The 16,239-nt window shown below is 40.7% G+C and carries 17 protein-coding genes and 1 pseudogene; 16 read left to right on the forward strand and 2 right to left on the reverse strand.

Annotation, left to right across the window (positions count from 1 at the left end; all coding sequences use genetic code 11):
* Window positions 1–176: 176 nt before the first annotated feature.
* From rpoE to AC0L4E_RS04915, 12 genes are all read left to right on the forward strand, one after another.
* Window positions 177–755 carry an RNA polymerase sigma factor RpoE gene (gene rpoE, locus AC0L4E_RS04860; protein WP_102529698.1) on the forward strand — a complete coding sequence of 193 codons (579 nt, stop codon included), beginning with the start codon at window positions 177–179 and terminating at the stop codon, window positions 753–755.
* 25 nt (window positions 756–780) lie between these two features.
* The gene (locus AC0L4E_RS04865; protein WP_473678245.1) at window positions 781–1,431 is read left to right on the forward strand and encodes a sigma-E factor negative regulatory protein; all 651 of its coding nucleotides are present in this window, start codon (window positions 781–783) and stop codon (window positions 1,429–1,431) included.
* Between the two features lie 12 nt (window positions 1,432–1,443).
* On the forward strand, window positions 1,444–2,400 hold the full coding sequence (locus tag AC0L4E_RS04870) for a MucB/RseB C-terminal domain-containing protein (RefSeq protein WP_473678246.1): 957 nt from the start codon (window positions 1,444–1,446) through the stop codon (window positions 2,398–2,400).
* A 63-nt stretch (window positions 2,401–2,463) separates the two neighbouring features.
* On the forward strand, window positions 2,464–2,931 hold the full coding sequence (locus AC0L4E_RS04875; protein WP_473681526.1) for a SoxR reducing system RseC family protein: 468 nt from the start codon (window positions 2,464–2,466) through the stop codon (window positions 2,929–2,931).
* Window positions 2,932–3,072: 141 nt separating this feature from the next.
* Window positions 3,073–4,863 carry a translation elongation factor 4 gene (lepA, locus tag AC0L4E_RS04880; RefSeq protein WP_473678247.1) on the forward strand — a complete coding sequence of 597 codons (1,791 nt, stop codon included), beginning with the start codon at window positions 3,073–3,075 and terminating at the stop codon, window positions 4,861–4,863.
* 262 nt (window positions 4,864–5,125) lie between these two features.
* Entirely contained in the window at window positions 5,126–6,040 is a 915-nt protein-coding gene (gene lepB, locus AC0L4E_RS04885) for a signal peptidase I (RefSeq protein ID WP_473678248.1), read from the forward strand.
* A complete protein-coding gene (gene rnc, locus AC0L4E_RS04890; protein WP_220753600.1) occupies window positions 6,040–6,720 on the forward strand; it encodes a ribonuclease III in 681 nt (226 codons plus the stop codon). Before lepB ends, rnc begins: the two co-directional genes overlap by 1 nt.
* On the forward strand, window positions 6,717–7,721 hold the full coding sequence (era, locus tag AC0L4E_RS04895; RefSeq protein ID WP_285164669.1) for a GTPase Era: 1,005 nt from the start codon (window positions 6,717–6,719) through the stop codon (window positions 7,719–7,721). Before rnc ends, era begins: the two co-directional genes overlap by 4 nt.
* A 48-nt stretch (window positions 7,722–7,769) precedes the next feature.
* Window positions 7,770–8,504 carry a DNA repair protein RecO gene (gene recO, locus AC0L4E_RS04900; RefSeq protein WP_473678249.1) on the forward strand — a complete coding sequence of 245 codons (735 nt, stop codon included), beginning with the start codon at window positions 7,770–7,772 and terminating at the stop codon, window positions 8,502–8,504.
* A 155-nt stretch (window positions 8,505–8,659) separates the two neighbouring features.
* Window positions 8,660–9,397: a pyridoxine 5'-phosphate synthase gene (gene pdxJ, locus AC0L4E_RS04905; RefSeq protein ID WP_473678250.1), complete on the forward strand. Its 738-nt coding sequence runs from the start codon at window positions 8,660–8,662 to the stop codon at window positions 9,395–9,397.
* Complete coding sequence (gene acpS, locus AC0L4E_RS04910) at window positions 9,397–9,777, forward strand: holo-ACP synthase (protein ID WP_473678251.1); 381 nt, start codon at window positions 9,397–9,399, stop codon at window positions 9,775–9,777. The genes pdxJ and acpS overlap by 1 nt, the downstream gene beginning before the upstream one ends.
* Before the next feature lie 215 nt (window positions 9,778–9,992).
* A complete protein-coding gene (locus AC0L4E_RS04915; RefSeq protein ID WP_473678252.1) occupies window positions 9,993–10,535 on the forward strand; it encodes an Mpo1 family 2-hydroxy fatty acid dioxygenase in 543 nt (180 codons plus the stop codon).
* A 90-nt stretch (window positions 10,536–10,625) separates the two neighbouring features.
* On the opposite strand, the gene AC0L4E_RS04920 is transcribed toward AC0L4E_RS04915, so the two are convergent.
* Window positions 10,626–11,909: an HlyC/CorC family transporter gene (locus AC0L4E_RS04920; protein WP_473678253.1), complete on the reverse strand. Its 1,284-nt coding sequence runs from the start codon at window positions 11,907–11,909 to the stop codon at window positions 10,626–10,628.
* Window positions 11,910–12,021: 112 nt separating this feature from the next.
* Window positions 12,022–12,810, reverse strand: coding sequence for a cytochrome C assembly family protein (locus AC0L4E_RS04925; protein WP_473678254.1), 789 nt, complete (start codon window positions 12,808–12,810; stop codon window positions 12,022–12,024).
* Window positions 12,811–13,075: 265 nt separating this feature from the next.
* Between AC0L4E_RS04925 and ffh the strand changes: the two genes are divergently transcribed.
* From ffh to trmD, 4 genes and pseudogenes are all read left to right on the forward strand, one after another.
* On the forward strand, window positions 13,076–14,449 hold the full coding sequence (gene ffh / locus AC0L4E_RS04930; protein ID WP_153914082.1) for a signal recognition particle protein: 1,374 nt from the start codon (window positions 13,076–13,078) through the stop codon (window positions 14,447–14,449).
* 215 nt (window positions 14,450–14,664) lie between these two features.
* A complete protein-coding gene (gene rpsP, locus AC0L4E_RS04935; RefSeq protein ID WP_153914083.1) occupies window positions 14,665–14,916 on the forward strand; it encodes a 30S ribosomal protein S16 in 252 nt (83 codons plus the stop codon).
* 20 nt (window positions 14,917–14,936) lie between these two features.
* The gene (gene rimM / locus AC0L4E_RS04940; protein ID WP_220753592.1) at window positions 14,937–15,467 is read left to right on the forward strand and encodes a ribosome maturation factor RimM; all 531 of its coding nucleotides are present in this window, start codon (window positions 14,937–14,939) and stop codon (window positions 15,465–15,467) included.
* A gap of 15 nt (window positions 15,468–15,482) precedes the next feature.
* A pseudogene (trmD, locus tag AC0L4E_RS04945) lies at window positions 15,483–16,228 on the forward strand (tRNA (guanosine(37)-N1)-methyltransferase TrmD).
* The last annotated feature ends 11 nt before the right edge of the window (window positions 16,229–16,239 follow it).

Raw genomic sequence — 16,239 nt, forward strand, 5'->3', positions numbered from 1 at the left:
CGCTTTATTGGGTACTGAGACATTGCTATTAAGCGATATTTAGCCATTAATTATAAAAAATTAAATTTTTTTCATTCAATATCGAACTTTTTCAAAGCATGCGAGTCTACTTTATTGTGAATATGATTCGAGCGACTGAGAAATCAGTATTATAGATTTAGGAGTAGTCGGCTCGGATGAGTGGACAAATAAGTGATCAACAGTTAGTTGAACGTGTACAACGTGGCGATAAAAACGCATTTAATCTGTTAGTTCAGAAGTACCAAAATAAAGTAATGAGCTTGATCTCACGTTATATTCGAAATCAAGCTGACATCGCCGATGTGGCACAAGAAGCGTTTATTAAAGCTTATCGTGCATTACCTAATTTTCGTGGTGAAAGTGCGTTTTACACATGGTTGTACCGAATTGCAGTAAACACTGCAAAAAACCATTTGGTTTCTCAAAGCAGAAAAACACCGGCAAACAGTGTTGATGCAGAAGAAGCTGAATACTACGAAGGTAGCGATGCGTTAAAAGAATTTGCATCTCCAGAACGTTTAGTTTTGTCAGATGAAATTAACAAGGTGATTTTTGAAACCTTAGAAACGCTGCCAGAAGAATTGAAGATAGCAATATCACTGCGTGAACTTGATGGTATGAGTTACGAAGATATTGCCAATATCATGGATTGTCCTGTTGGAACGGTAAGATCGAGAATCTTCCGTGCTAGGGAATCAATCGATAAGAAACTCCAGCCTTTGCTGGAACAGTAATAGTCTTAATTGACACAGGTGAAAAATGCTTAAATCAGGTCAAGAATGGGTTTCATCAGCAGTTGATGGCGAAGTTGATGCTAAAACGTTAGCGGAACTATCAGCAGACGAAGGCTCACATAAGCAGTGGCAAAACTATCATATGATTGGTGATGCTATGCGTGGTGAGTTACCGCAGACAATTGATTTAGATCTAACTGCAAATATTGCAGCGGCCATTGAGTTAGAGCCAGCGATAATGGCACCTCAAACAGAAACGGTATCAACTCATGATACTGCAACTGCAGCAGCCAATACTGCAACTGCAGCAGCCAATACTGCTACCACAGAAACCAAGAAAGATAATGTTGTGCCTTTCTTTAAGCAATTTGGCCAATACGCCATTGCTGCTACTGTGGCTATGGTTGCTATCGTTGGTGTGCAAAACTATGGTCAAGAGCAAGATGCCGAATCGCCTTTGCCTGTGCTAAATACTCGTCCATTAGTGGGTACGGCTTCACCTGTTAGCTTGCAAACCGGTGCAGTTCAAAACCAATCTAACGTTAACAATGACAATGTTGTTGAGCAACGCCGTAGAATTAATTCTTATATTCAAGACCATATGCTACAACAAAGGTTGAATTCAGGTGTAGTTGTGCAGCACAATGACGGTATTGATAACAACGTTAATAATTAATTCGGAGTTAGCTTGCGTCTAATCCTGTTAGCCCTTGTTGTATTGGCATTTCCTACTTTTGCCAATAGTAATACTGAAAGTATTGCCGAAGAAGAAATGTCTGCAAAAGCTTGGCTTGAAAGTATGAGCCAAGCGCTACAAACCAAACAGTACAAATCCTCTATTATCCAACTTCAAGCGGACCATATTCGACCTCTTGTTTACCTGCATGGTACTGTGAACAACAAAGAAGTCGCTTTTTTAGAGTATCTTAATGGCCCGCCTAAAAATGCTGTAAGAGTTGCAGACACAGTAACTTTTATTGAGCATGACCAACCCGCATATAGTATTACTGCACCACGTATTCAAGGTGTATGGCCTACCATTTTTGCAACTGACTTGAGTTCATTAGAAGAGGGATATCAGTTTATATTAGGTGGTCGTAGCCGTATTGCTGGTCGTCCAGGACAAATGATCCGTATAATGCCAGTTGATGATAATCGCTTTATGTCTCAAGTTTGGATTGATATGGATACGCGTCTACCACTGCGCTATGACATGATTAATCAAGACAAACAACTCATTGAACAAATGATGGTGATTGAGTTATTAGAGCTGAATGAACCTGCGAAGATTTTAATCGAAGCTGAAAAGCAAGGTTTACCACCGGTCATGAACCCAGCTGAACGAATTAAAGGTCAGAATTGGGAATTTAGCTGGTTGCCTGCAGGTTTTCATATGGTGGTTAAAGACCACCACCGTTTAATTGGTAGCGATGAATCTGTTGAATACATTGCACTGAGTGATGGTCTAGTTAATATTTCTGTTTATGTGGCTCGGATGGGCGATAGCCCAATGCCTGATGAGCTTATTACTCGTAATGGCTTATCTATGATAGTTGAACAAGTTGGCAATGTAGAAGTTGTTGCTGTGGGTAAAGTGCCCGCTGAAACGCTAAATCGAATTGCTAAAAGCCTTATCTTAAAGTAAATCTCAACCATGTCGGAATCTTCCTCACACCAGCCTGAACAACAGCCAGCATTGAGTAAATCAATGCTGGAGGAAGTTGCTACTGTTACTGCTTACAACCCTGATGGTTGGGTTACGGTCGAAATTGAGCTTAAAAGTGCCTGTAATCATTGCTCAAGCAGTGATAATTGTGGGACATCCACTGTGGCAAAAGCTTTTTCAGTAAAACATCAGCGGTTTTCATTAATGAGTGAAAAGCCATGTGAAGTTGGCGATTTGCTCAAACTCGCTTTACCTGAAAGTGTCATCATTAAAGCTGCGATACTCGTTTATATTGTGCCTTTAATTGGGCTATTTGCTGGTGCAGCTATTGGCTTATGGCTGGGTGATTTATTAAGCGTTAATGCTGATTACAGTTCAATGATATTTGCTGGTGTTGGTGGGATTAGTGCTTGGTTTGCCGGAAAACGACAAGCTGCTAAATTAGAAAAGTCTTCAACACCGGTAATAACAGCTTATTTAGGTCAGGCTGTGAGTTTGCATCGCAGCTAAAAAGTTAAAATCTTCCATAAAAACTGCCTATTTTTACATTGATTTCCATTGGTCTATTGATTCTGATTGGTATTAACCCCTTATTCAGGTACAATTTGGCACCATTATTTCCATCATTTTAGTAGTAGTCATTTCATCCAAATGAAACACATTAGAAACTTCTCAGTTATTGCTCATATCGATCACGGCAAATCAACCTTGTCAGATCGCCTTATCCAATTTTGTGGTGGTTTATCAGACCGTGAAATGGCCGCTCAAGTACTTGATTCTATGGATATCGAGCGTGAGCGTGGTATTACCATTAAAGCACAGAGTGTTACACTCGATTATAAAGCTGAAGATGGCGAAACTTATCAGTTAAACTTCATTGACACACCTGGTCACGTTGATTTCTCTTATGAGGTATCTCGTTCCCTTGCCGCTTGTGAAGGTGCATTGTTGGTTGTTGATGCTGGGCAAGGCGTGGAAGCACAAACACTTGCTAACTGTTATACCGCTCTTGAAATGGACCTTGACGTGGTACCAATCTTAAACAAGATTGACTTACCTCAAGCTGATCCTGATCGCGTCGCAGCTGAAATTGAAGACATTGTTGGTATTGATGCCATGGATGCCGTTCGCTGTTCGGCTAAAACAGGTATTGGTATTAAGGATGTATTAGAAACCATCGTTTCAGACATACCGCCGCCAGAAGGTGATGTTGACGCTCCACTGCAAGCATTGATTATTGATTCTTGGTTCGACAGTTATTTAGGCGTTGTGTCATTAGTTCGTATTAAACATGGCGTACTAAAGAAAGGCGACAAATTTAAAGTGATGTCGACAGGTCAGAACTACAATGCTGACCGAGTTGGTATTTTTACGCCTAAGCAAACAGACACTCCTGACTTAAAAGCAGGTGAAGTTGGCTTTGTTATCTCTGGTATTAAAGAGATCCACGGTGCGCCTGTAGGTGATACGCTCACACACGCTAAGAATGGTGCAGAAGAGCCACTGCCTGGTTTTAAAAAGGTGACTCCGCAGGTTTACGCGGGTGTTTTCCCAATCTCTACCGATGAATTTGAAAACTTCCGTGATGCTTTGAACAAACTGAGTTTGAATGATGCTTCATTATTCTTCGAGCCAGAATCATCGTCTGCGCTAGGTTTTGGTTTCCGTATTGGTTACCTTGGCTTACTGCACATGGAAATCATTCAAGAGCGTTTAGAGCGTGAATACAATCTTGATTTGATTACCACTGCGCCTACAGTAGTTTACGAAGTTGAAATGACTAGCGGAGAAGTTCTGTATGTCGATAATCCATCAGGTCTACCTGCGATAAACAATATCGAAGAGATTCGTGAGCCTATCGTTGAAGCAAACATGTTGGTGCCGAAAGAATACTTAGGCAACGTCATTACCTTATGTGTTGAAAAACGTGGCGTTCAGACCAATATGGTTTATCACGGCAATCAAGTTTCTGTAACTTACGAACTGCCAATGGCAGAAGTTGTGATGGATTTCTTTGACCGTCTTAAATCTACCAGTCGTGGTTATGCATCATTAGAGTATAACTTTGTTCGTTTTGAAGCCGCTGACATGGTTCGCTTAGATATCTTGATTAATGGCGATCGCGTCGATGCTTTAGCCATGGTTATTCACCGTTCAAACATCCGTCATCGCGGTTTAGCACTTGTTGATAAGATGAAAGAGCTTATCCCAAGACAAATGTTTGATATTGCTATACAAGCAGCAGTTGGTAGCCAGATTATTGCGCGTTCAAATATTAAAGCGATGCGTAAAGACGTAACAGCAAAATGTTATGGTGGCGATGTTTCTCGTAAGAAGAAATTACTACAGAAACAAAAAGACGGTAAAAAACGTATGAAGCAGGTAGGTAATGTTGAAGTACCTCAAGAAGCGTTCTTAGCCGTATTGAAGCTGAATGACTAAGCTCTTAATCAATAAGCCTTACTAAGGCTTTTATTAAGAGTGAAGATAACGCCGCTGTTTGCGGCGTTGTTATTCCTAAAAGTCATTTTTATACGTTTTTTGAAAAATTTATGAGCAAAAGTTAATTTTGCAAACGAAGTGATTTTGTATACTTTGTAACATTACAGACAGTGATTCTGAATGACCTACACAGGATACTTATTATTAAGCAGTTTAAATCACTGAATCCATTTTAAAGTGTAAGGCAGGAGCTTAATACCCAATGGCAGCCCATTTTTCTCTTATTTTAGTTATCGTCACTCTCGTGAGTGGTTTGATTTGGCTAGTCGATGTTATCGCGTTTGCGCCAAAGCGCCGTGAAAAGCTTGCAATTGCAGAAGCAAAGCAGTCTGATTTGAGTGACGAAGCAAAAGAAGTCATCACTCGTGAACCTGTGGTGGTTGAATTTGCTCATTCAATATTCCCAGTGATTGCCTTCGTATTGATTTTACGTTCTTTCATTTATGAACCTTTTCAAATTCCTTCGGGCTCTATGAAACCAACACTGCTTGTTGGTGACTTTATCCTAGTGGAGAAGTTTAGTTATGGTTTACGTGACCCGGTTTGGCGCAGCAAATTAGTTGAAACGGGTGAGCCAGAGCGTGGTGATGTGTTCGTGTTCAAATACCCAGAAAATCCACAAATAGACTATATTAAAAGGGTTATTGGTTTGCCTGGCGACCGAATTGTTTATCAAAATAAGCAATTTTTAATTGAACCTAAGTGTGATGATGGAACCAATTGTCCACCTGCTAAAGCCATTAAGCTCAGTAATGTTAATCGTGGTGAGTTTTCACAGGAAGGTATTCCTTTGTCTCGTTACACTGAGCAGCTTGGTGACGTAGCACATGACATTCTAATAAATCCGTCACGCCCAGATTTTAGTAACCATTTTTACGAGCAAGCTGGCACAGCTGTCGGTGAGTTTATTGTCCCTGAAGGGGAATACTTTGCAATTGGTGACAACCGCGATAATAGTACCGACAGCCGTTTTTGGGGATTTGTCCCTGAAGCTAACTTAGTCGGTAAAGCCGTTGCCATTTGGATTAGTTTTGAATTTGAACGCCCAGCTAGCAGCTGGTTACCAACTTGGGTACCAACAGGTGTTCGTTTCGACAGAGTAGGTGCAATTAAGTAATGGAACCAATTAAGAATTTACCTCGTTTATGCAGAACGCTGGGTTATGAGTTTACTAACGTTGATTTGTTAACTCAGGCATTAACGCACCGAAGCGCAGCCTCAAAGCATAATGAACGTCTTGAGTTTTTAGGTGATTCGATTCTATCAATCATTATTTCAGACGCGCTATATCACCAGTTTCCTAAAGTAACGGAAGGTGATTTAAGTCGTATGCGCTCTACGTTAGTGAAGGGGGAAACCCTTACCGTAATAGCGAAAGAGTTCAAGTTGGGTGATTACCTTTATTTAGGCCCTGGCGAACTAAAAAGTGGCGGGTTTAGACGTGAGTCGATCCTCGCTGATGCCGTTGAAGCGATTATTGGCGCAATTTATCTAGACGCTGATATTGAGACTTGCCGTGGCTTACTACTGACTTGGTATAAGCAACGTTTAGCAGAAATTAAACCGGGTATTAATCAAAAGGATCCGAAGACGATTCTTCAAGAATACTTACAAGGTTATAAAAAGCCATTACCTGAATATCAAGTTGTTGATGTTAAAGGTGATGCACACAATCAGACATTCACGGTTGAATGTCGAATTTCAGAAATTGATAAAGTAGTGACAGGTGTCAGTACTTCAAGAAGAAAAGCTGAACAGCTAGCAGCTGCTCAGGTATTGGAGCTAATTAATAAATGACCAAAAAAACAGACTTGCCAGAAAGCTCGCCAGTAGAGCCAAGCTTGGATGAATTATTGGCAAGGATGAATGGCGCTGCACCCGCTGCTGAAGCTAAATACGAAGTCACTTTTTGTGGCATGGTCGCGATTGTCGGCCGCCCTAATGTTGGCAAGTCGACTTTATTGAATAAGTTACTTGGGCAAAAAGTCAGTATTACTTCTAAAAAGCCGCAGACCACACGTCACCGTATAATGGGTATTCATACAGATGAAGCGAAACAAATCATCTTTATTGATACACCAGGTCTTCATATTGATGAGAAACGCGCTATTAACCGTTTAATGAACCGTGCTGCTGCCAGTTCATTAGCTGATGTTTCTATGGTTGTGTTTGTTGTTGACGGTATGACATGGACTGAAGATGACGAAATGGTGCTTAACAAACTGCAGCAAGGCAGTGGAAAGCGTAAAACGGTTTTAGCCATTAATAAAGTCGATAATATTAAAGATAAAGAAGCGCTGTTTCCTTATCTCGCTGAGTTGTCTGAAAAGTTTACCTTCGATGAGATTTTGCCGATTTCAGCAACTAAAGGCACTAACGTTCAGCGAATTTTAGATTTAGCCCAAGAGTCATTACCTGAAGGGCAATTTTATTTCCCAGAAGACTATGTGACTGATCGTTCTCAGCGTTTTATGGCTTCAGAAATTGTGCGCGAAAAGCTCATGCGTTTCTTAGGTGATGAACTACCTTATGATGCTACCGTTGAAATCGAACAATTTAAAATGATGGATAATGGTGTTTATCAAATCAATGCCTTGATTTTGGTTGAACGTACAGGCCAAAAGCGCATGGTAATTGGTAATAAAGGCGAACGTATCAGAACCATAGCTACCCAAGCTCGCCTTGATATGGAAACCTTATTTGATAATAAAGTTTTCTTAGAGGTGTGGGTAAAAGTTAAATCGGGTTGGGCAGACGATGAACGTGCACTGCGCAGCTTAGGTTATGGCGAAGACTAACGATATGTCAGTCTTGTGTTTATCCATTAGCCGTTAGGCGTCGCCCTGATGCTACGCGGCTATATACTCCACCATCGTCCTTACAGAGAATCCAGTGTGATTGTTAATCTGTTAGTCGATGGTGTAGGTCGCCTTGATGCCTTAGTCAGGGTGGGTAGCGGTAAAAAAAACATCAAAAGTATCATTCAGCCTTTCCAGCCGCTGATATTTCAATTCAATAGCAAGTCAGACTCTGCAGATACCTCACTTAAATTTATTACTCAAATTGAGCCTGCCGCGCCTGCATTACCGTTAAAGTCTAATAGTTTATATTCTGCGATGTACCTCAATGAACTTCTGGTTAGAGTGCTTAATGCCGGCCAACATGCAGAGGGTTTGTTTTTACATTACCATCGCAGTTTAATGGCACTTGCGAGTGAGTTTGACTCTCAACATTTACGTTACTTTGAAATGGAATTACTCAATGAATTAGGCGCTTTACCATCCCTTGAATATGACACACAAGGTGAAAATATAACTGCTGAAATGAGCTATCGGATAATTGCAGATGAAGGTTTTTTACCTGTGGCTCAGCAGGCATCGGCAAACGTGACAAATAGCCGACATTTATTATCAGGTGAGATGCTGATTAACTTAAAATCGAAACAGCTTGCTGAAAATAATTTAGTGCAAGCTAAAGGCTTAATGAGGTTATTATTGTCTCCTTTGCTAGGTGGGAAGCCATTATTGAGTAGAAAGTTATTTATTAAAAATTCACCCACAAAAACAGTGAATAGCAAGTAAAGGCTTATGGCATTAGTTTGACCTAGATTTCATGCCAAATGAACATTTTATAAAGTAGTTTCTCAGTAGATTTCTTTATAAAGCGTTCATAAAAACCAATTGAGTATTGATGTCAAAACTGACATCAGACGATAAAAAATATAAAGGAGCCCACAGTGAGTGGAATTTTATTAGGAATTAACATCGACCATATTGCTACTTTACGTCAGGCTCGTGGTACAGAGTATCCAGATCCTGTCCATGCAGCTGCAGTGGCAGAGCACGCAGGCGCTGATGGCATTACTATCCATTTACGTGAAGACCGCAGACACATTGTTGATCGCGATGTTTATTTACTCGCTAAAACATTAAAAACCAGAATGAACTTTGAGTTTGCAGTTACCGAAGAAATGATTTCAATCGCTTGTGATGTAAAGCCAGCTTACGCATGTCTTGTTCCTGAAAAGCGTGAAGAACTGACAACAGAAGGCGGTTTAGATGTTGCTGGTCAGCTCGATAAAATCACTCAAGCTGTCGACCGATTAGCGGCAGCAGGGATTAAAGTTTCTTTATTCATTGATGCTGATAAAACTCAAATAGATGCCGCAGTTGCTTCAGGTGCTCCGTATATTGAAATTCATACAGGTTGTTATGCTGATGCCAAAACAGATGCAGAGCAAGCTGAAGAACTACAGCGCATTACTGAAATGGCCAAGTATGCCCATAGTAAAGGGCTAGTCGTTAACGCTGGTCACGGTTTGCATTACCATAACGTTAAACCAATTGCGGCAATTCCTGAGTTGTATGAACTTAATATTGGTCATGCTGTTATTGCACGAGCCGCCATTGATGGTTTAGCTGTTGCGGTAAAAGATATGAAACAGCTAATGCTAGAAGGTCGTAGAGGCGAGTAATGGCCATTATTGGTTTAGGGACTGATATTGTTGAAATAGCGCGTATAGAGTCTCAGTATGAGCGTCTTGGCGATAAGTTAGCTAAACGTGTTTTAACGCCTGTGGAGCTTGAGATTTATCAAGTCTCTAAAGTTCCCCATCGTTACCTTGCTAAACGCTTTTCTGCGAAAGAAGCCGCTGCTAAAGCACTGGGAACGGGGATTGGACGTGGTGTATCGTTTCAGCACATTCATATCAGCAATAATGATTATGGTGCCCCGCAGATTAGGTTTACCGATGGTGCATTAGCGAGAATGAATGAGTTGGGTGCAATCTGTGCTCACCTTACTATCGCAGACGAACAGCATTATGCAGTGTCGACGGTTATTATAGAATCCTAGTTCTATTGCTCTTTATCTCCTTGAATATAAAAAAGGCGCTTATGCGCCTTTTTTATTGCGCTTTGTTTGCCTATTTATGCAGCAGTTAAACAGTATTTTATTATTCTATGTTAAAACAGTTTGTTCAAACAGTTGTTTATCTAGAGCTTGAGCTCGATTACTGAAATAGGGTAAGTTAATAGGGTGTTACATTATAAAAATAACAAGGACAGCCAATGAAAACCGCCGTGGAACAACTCGCCACTTACAAAAGTGTGCATTTAAACCCTAAAAATATCAGAACACACTTTGTAGGCGTACCACTCATCATTTGGTCAGTATTTTTGTTACTGAATTTGATACCAGTAAACTTTGTCTTATTGGCTGAAGACGGCGTAAAAATTAATATCGCCACTATTTTTGCCATAGGCACGCTCATTTATTACTTCATTTTGCATAAAGGTTTAGCGCTGGGGTTAACCATTTTTATTATTCCTGTGCTCATTACATCATCTATGGTAGCAACGCTTAATGGTGCTTGGGCTATTGGTGTAGGGGTATTTTTTGTTGGTTGGGTGATTCAGTTTATTGGTCATAAATATGAGAAAGCTAAACCCGCTTTTATTGATGACTTAAACCAACTACTAATTGGCCCTTTTTTCTTGATGGCAGAATTGTATTTTATGCTTGGTATGAATAAACCTTTAGAGGCAGAGATAACCCCGATTGCCCGTGATAAACGTAGAGCTCTTGAAGCAAAAAGAAAACAAGCAGCATAGCGTAAAACTTAAAATTACTAGCAAATTAAAAGGCGCATGATGCGCCTTTTTTGATGTTAATAATTAATACTAGATAGAGACCAGTTCGTGTTAATCCGTCTCTTCTTCTGGTTCTTCGATAAGTCCCGGAATAACTTTAACGGCCTTGATCATGTTGTCGGATACTTCAATCACTTCAATATCATAATGATCTATTTTTAGCTTTGTGCCAGCATCAGGGATATCTTCAAGGTATTCAATAATTAAGCCATTTAGCGTCTTAGGGCCATCTATTGAAAAGTTCCACTTCATCTCTTTATTCAAATCACGGATGTTAATTGTTGCATCAATGACAAAGCTGCCGTCTTGCTGGATATCAATATCTTCACTGGCTGTGGTAATCATTGAGGTAGTAAAGTCACCGACAATCTCTTCAAGAATATCTTCTAGGGTGACTAAGCCTTGAATATCACCATACTCATCAACTACTAGGCCAAAGCGTTCTTTGTTTTGTTGAAAGTTCGATAGTTGAACCGTTAGAGGTGTGCCTTCGGGAATAAAATACAACTCTTTTACAGCTCGAAGAAGAGACGATTTACTAAACTCTTCCTTTGACTGTAACCGAAGAGCATCACGTAAATGAATAAAGCCAACCGCATCATCGATATTATCGCGATAGACTAATACGCGGGTATGAGGGCTTTGAGTAACTTGTTTATTAATCAGTTTGAATTCGTCATTAACGTTTATTGCATAGATATCTGAACGTGGGATCATGATATCTTCAACAGTGACCTTTTCTAAGTCGAGGATCGAGAGAAGCATTTCCTGATGTCGTTGTGGGATAAGGGCGCCAGCCTCATGGACTACAGTACGCAACTCTTCCTGACTTAATGCATCATTGACGCTGATATTTTTAATACCCAATAGACGCAAGAAACCTGATGTGATGAGGTTAATGACCTTAACTAATGGCCATAATACTGAAAGTAATCCACGTAATAAAAAACTCGATGGGAAAGCAATACGTTCAGGGTGGAGGGCTGCAACGGTTTTAGGAGTGACTTCTGCAAAAATTAACACCACTAATGTCAGCACGCCGGTAGCTATCGCCACGCCAACATCACCAAACAAGCGCATACCAATGATAGTGGCAATAGCAGAGGCTAAAATGTTGACTAAGTTATTGCCAATCAAGATTAAGCCAATCAATCTGTCTGGTCTTTCAAGCATTTTTAATGCGCGTTGCGCACCTTTGTGGCCGCTAGCAGCAAGGTGACGAAGACGATAGCGATTTAACGTCATCATTGCTGTCTCAGAACCCGAAAAGTAGGCTGAGATCAGGATTAACACCAGTAGAGAGAGAAGAAGTGTGCTGGTAGAAATGGCGTCCAAAAAGGGCTCCAGTTGACTTAGTAAAATTTACAGTAAAAAAAGACGAATGATGAGTATCAATCATTCGTCATGAGTGTCAAGTCTGGGAGGGGGTACCTGCCAGATTTGTCGTTTATCTTAAAATGATTTCAGTCACTATTCGAGCGCCAAAATAAGCTAAAGACAATAATGTTGCACCTGATAATGTGTAAATAACAGCAGTGCGAACTCTACAACCAATGGCATAGTTTTGCCAAAGCATCGCGCCATAAACTAACCAAGCTAAGATAGATAAAATAGCTTTATGACCTTTTCCGTCTTCAAACATATCTTCTAAAAATATGAAACCAGTGGCTAGGGATAGGGTCAGTAAAATCATGCCGATAGTCACTAAATGATAAAGTTGTTTTTCAACTGTCATTAAAGGTGGCATGCCAGGGCTCATCATGGTCTTTTTGTTTTTAAGCTTATTTTGAATTAAGAGTAATTGAATCGCATAAAGTGCGGCAATCATTAATGCACTGTAAGCCATCAGAGAAAGTACAATGTGGGCTAGAATCTCTGGGTGTATATCAAAATGGATAATGTACTGAGGTGGAATTAACCACAAGACAGCAACAGAGATCACGGAGCAGGCATAAACCACAGGGACCACGACAATCACTTTTAAGCGATGCATGATAATGGTAAAGCTGAATGCAATAATCCAGTTAACCAGTGATATGACATTGGTTAAACTAAAATTCTGTCCATCTACTGTAAAAATAGTTTGCGAAAGTGCGATACCGTGTAGCACAACTGCAATAGATGCAAAAATTGCTACCAATCTACGGTTTGGACCTTCTACATGAAATAATCTACTTGTGACTAACACAAGTGCAATGCAATAAAACAACATAGCCGAAGCTGAAAAAATGACCATCTGGAATAAACCTATCAAGTTATGAGTGCAGGTTGTTTTTAAAAATAAAATCAGCACATCTATATTTATCTTAGATTAACATGAACCCTACCCATTAGGGCAGTGACCCAAGACTCAAAATTTAACAGTTTCCACCATTTAACTCCAAATAATTTACGAATAATGACCTACATCAATAGTCAGGCTTCAGGCTAATCTCGCATCTTGAAGTAGTTTGGGTATAATAGGCGCCAATTATCGAATCGTTTAAGGTAAACAGCAGAGCATGTTTGAGAATCTAACCGACAGACTGTCACGAACCCTCAAGAATATTAGTGGTCGTGGTCGCTTAACCGAAGACAACATTAAAGAAACCTTACGTGAAGTGCGCATGGCACTACTTGAGGCAGATGTTGCTTTGCCCGTTGTACGCCAATTTGTAAACAGCGTAAAAGAACGTGCAGTCGGTCAAGAAGTCTCTAAAAGTTTAAGTCCAGGACAAGCATTCATTAAGATTGTCCAAAATGAACTTGAAAAAGCGATGGGCGAAGCTAATGAAGCATTAGATTTAGCCAGTCAGCCTCCAGCAGTATTAATGATGGCAGGTTTGCAAGGTGCGGGTAAAACCACCAGTGTTGCAAAACTTGCAAAATTCTTACGTGAGCGTGAGAAAAAATCTGTCTTAGTCGTGAGTGCCGATGTTTATCGTCCTGCTGCTATTAAGCAATTGGAAACCTTGGCTGAAGAAGTCGAAGTCGAGTTTTTCCCATCGGATGTTAGTCAAAAGCCAATTGATATCGCAACGGCAGCAATTGCACACGCGAAATTAAAGTTCATTGATGTTGTTATTGTCGATACCGCTGGTCGTTTGCACGTTGACGAAGCCATGATGGATGAGATTAAAGATCTCCATGCGGCAGTGACCCCTGTAGAAACTTTATTTGTCGTTGATGCAATGACAGGTCAAGATGCGGCTAATACAGCAAAATCATTTAACGAAGCCTTACCTTTAACCGGGGTTATTTTAACCAAGGTTGATGGTGATGCTCGTGGTGGTGCTGCGTTATCAATACGCAACATTACTGGTAAACCAATTAAGTTCTTAGGCGTTGGTGAAAAAACTGACGCGCTAGAGCCTTTCCATCCTGAACGTATCGCTTCACGTATTCTTGGAATGGGTGACGTATTGTCACTGATTGAAGAAGTTGAACGTGGCGTTGATAAAGATAAAGCCATGAAGCTTGCTTCAAAGGTGAAATCTGGTGGTGGATTCGATCTTGAAGATTTTCGTGAACAACTGCAGCAAATGAAAAACATGGGCGGCATGATGGGCATGATTGAAAAGCTACCAGGAGTAGGGCAACTTCCTCCAGAAGCTTTAGCTCAAGTTCAAGATGGCAAGATGACCAATCAAATGGAAGCTATCATCAACTCAATGACGCCTGGCGAACGCCAACGTCCTGACATTATTAAAGGCTCGCGTAAGCGCCGTATTGCATTAGGTTCGGGGACTCAAATTCAAGACGTTAACCGTCTATTGAAGCAGTTTACCCAAATGCAAAAAATGATGAAAAAGATGTCAGGTAAAGGTGGCATGAAGAAAATGATGCGTAGCATGGGTGGAATGATGCCTCCTGGAATGAAATTTCCAGGACGTTAATTCGCTTTAAAACTTCAAAAAATTTATCAACTTCAGTCCGTAAGACTGATTCTCAACTATGCGGCTAATGTCCCTTTGGTTTTTAAAACAACGGATTTGGTTGCAATAGTTGAAAAATCAGGTAAAATCTTGCGGCTTTCTCTGGGGCCCTTCGCGAACACGGAGTCCCAGTTTTTATTTTTGCTTACTAGCAAATCATTAGAGGAATAAAACGCATGGTTACCATTCGTTTAGCTCGTGGCGGCGCAAAAAAGCGTCCATTTTACAATATCGTTGTTGCTGATAGCCGCAATGCTCGTGACGGTCGTTTCATCGAACGTGTTGGTTTTTTCAATCCTTTAGCTAAAGGCCAAGAAGAAACTCTACGTTTAGATCTTGATCGTGTTGATCACTGGGTTGGTACTGGTGCAGCAACTTCAGAACGCGTAGCGAAATTGATCAAAGACGCTCGTAAAGCTGTTGCTTAATAGCGTTAAGGTATAAATAGATGAGTAGTAACCAACAACCAATCGTACTAGGCAAAATTGGCTCTAGTCATGGTATTAAAGGTTGGATGAAAATCACTTCTTATACCGATTCTGTTGAAGGTATTTTTGATTATTCACCTTGGTTCATTAAAGAACAAGGCGAATGGCGTGAAGTAAAAGTCGCTCAGTGGCGTTTTCAAGGTAAAGCACTTGTTGCTTGTCTTGAAGGTATAGATACACGTGAGGATGCGCAACAACTTACAAATTGTGAGATTGCAATTCAGGCTGACCAAATTAAAGACTTATCAGAAGATGAATTCTACTGGCGAGACTTGATTGGTTGTACTGTGACCAATACTAAAGGCTACAACATGGGTGAAGTTGAACAGATCGTGGAAACAGGATCTAACGACGTACTTCTTGTAAAAGCTAACGTAAAAGATGCATTCGGCAAAGCGGAACGTATGATCCCCTTTGTCCCTGAGCAGTTCGTCCTAGAGGTGAACGTGCAAAGTAAACAGATATTAGTGGATTGGGATCCAGACTTTTAAGTCGAGGTACAACATATGTGGTTAGGGGTAGTAACCCTGTTTCCTGAGATGTTTCGTGCTGTTACAGACTTTGGAGTTACGGGTCGAGCCGTTAAAAACGGCCTGTTAGAGTTGCAAACGTGGAATCCTCGTGATTTTACGAATGATCGACATAATACTGTTGATGACCGTCCTTACGGTGGTGGTCCAGGTATGTTGATGATGGTGCAACCGTTACGCGATGCTATTCATGCAGCGAAAGCTGCGGCAGGTGACGGTGCGAAAGTGATTTATTTATCACCTCAAGGACGCAAGCTGGATCAGCAAGGCGTTAGTGAGTTAAGTAAATCATCTAGTTTGGTATTGGTATGTGGTCGATACGAAGGTGTTGACGAACGTATCATCCAATCTGAAGTAGATGAAGAGTGGTCGATTGGTGATTATGTGCTTTCGGGCGGAGAACTACCAGCAATGACTCTTATCGATTCAGTTGCAAGGTTAGTACCTGGTGTACTAGGTAAGCAAGCGTCAGCAGAGCAAGATTCTTTCTCTGATGGCTTATTGGATTGTCCACACTATACTCGCCCTGAAAACTTAGATGGTGTCGGTGTACCAGCAGTGTTGTTAAGCGGTGACCACGAAAAAATTAGACTCTGGCGGTTGCAACAAAGTCTTGGTAGGACTTTTTGAGACGACCAGAATTATTTGAAAATCTAGCTCTGACTGGCGAACAAAAGACTCTTTTAGCAGAGTTTGTTACAAACATGGACAAGCCTGTTTAGTCGAAGCTCAG

Source organism: Shewanella sp. GJ50-10 (genome assembly GCF_055808815.1).

What these genes read in the sequence shown, in the direction of transcription:
- AC0L4E_RS04925 (WP_473678254.1), bottom strand. Translation starts at nt 12,810, where the DNA reads ATGGTCATTTTTTCAGCTTCGGCTATGTTGTTTTATTGCATTGCACTT.
- acpS (WP_473678251.1), top strand. Translation starts at nt 9,397, where the DNA reads ATGGCCATTATTGGTTTAGGGACTGATATTGTTGAAATAGCGCGTATA.
- rpoE (WP_102529698.1), top strand. Translation starts at nt 177, where the DNA reads ATGAGTGGACAAATAAGTGATCAACAGTTAGTTGAACGTGTACAACGT.
- ffh (WP_153914082.1), top strand. Translation starts at nt 13,076, where the DNA reads ATGTTTGAGAATCTAACCGACAGACTGTCACGAACCCTCAAGAATATT.
- lepA (WP_473678247.1), top strand. Translation starts at nt 3,073, where the DNA reads ATGAAACACATTAGAAACTTCTCAGTTATTGCTCATATCGATCACGGC.
- AC0L4E_RS04915 (WP_473678252.1), top strand. Translation starts at nt 9,993, where the DNA reads ATGAAAACCGCCGTGGAACAACTCGCCACTTACAAAAGTGTGCATTTA.
- recO (WP_473678249.1), top strand. Translation starts at nt 7,770, where the DNA reads ATGCTACGCGGCTATATACTCCACCATCGTCCTTACAGAGAATCCAGT.
- era (WP_285164669.1), top strand. Translation starts at nt 6,717, where the DNA reads ATGACCAAAAAAACAGACTTGCCAGAAAGCTCGCCAGTAGAGCCAAGC.
- AC0L4E_RS04865 (WP_473678245.1), top strand. Translation starts at nt 781, where the DNA reads ATGCTTAAATCAGGTCAAGAATGGGTTTCATCAGCAGTTGATGGCGAA.
- rimM (WP_220753592.1), top strand. Translation starts at nt 14,937, where the DNA reads ATGAGTAGTAACCAACAACCAATCGTACTAGGCAAAATTGGCTCTAGT.
- rnc (WP_220753600.1), top strand. Translation starts at nt 6,040, where the DNA reads ATGGAACCAATTAAGAATTTACCTCGTTTATGCAGAACGCTGGGTTAT.
- AC0L4E_RS04875 (WP_473681526.1), top strand. Translation starts at nt 2,464, where the DNA reads ATGCTGGAGGAAGTTGCTACTGTTACTGCTTACAACCCTGATGGTTGG.
- lepB (WP_473678248.1), top strand. Translation starts at nt 5,126, where the DNA reads ATGGCAGCCCATTTTTCTCTTATTTTAGTTATCGTCACTCTCGTGAGT.
- rpsP (WP_153914083.1), top strand. Translation starts at nt 14,665, where the DNA reads ATGGTTACCATTCGTTTAGCTCGTGGCGGCGCAAAAAAGCGTCCATTT.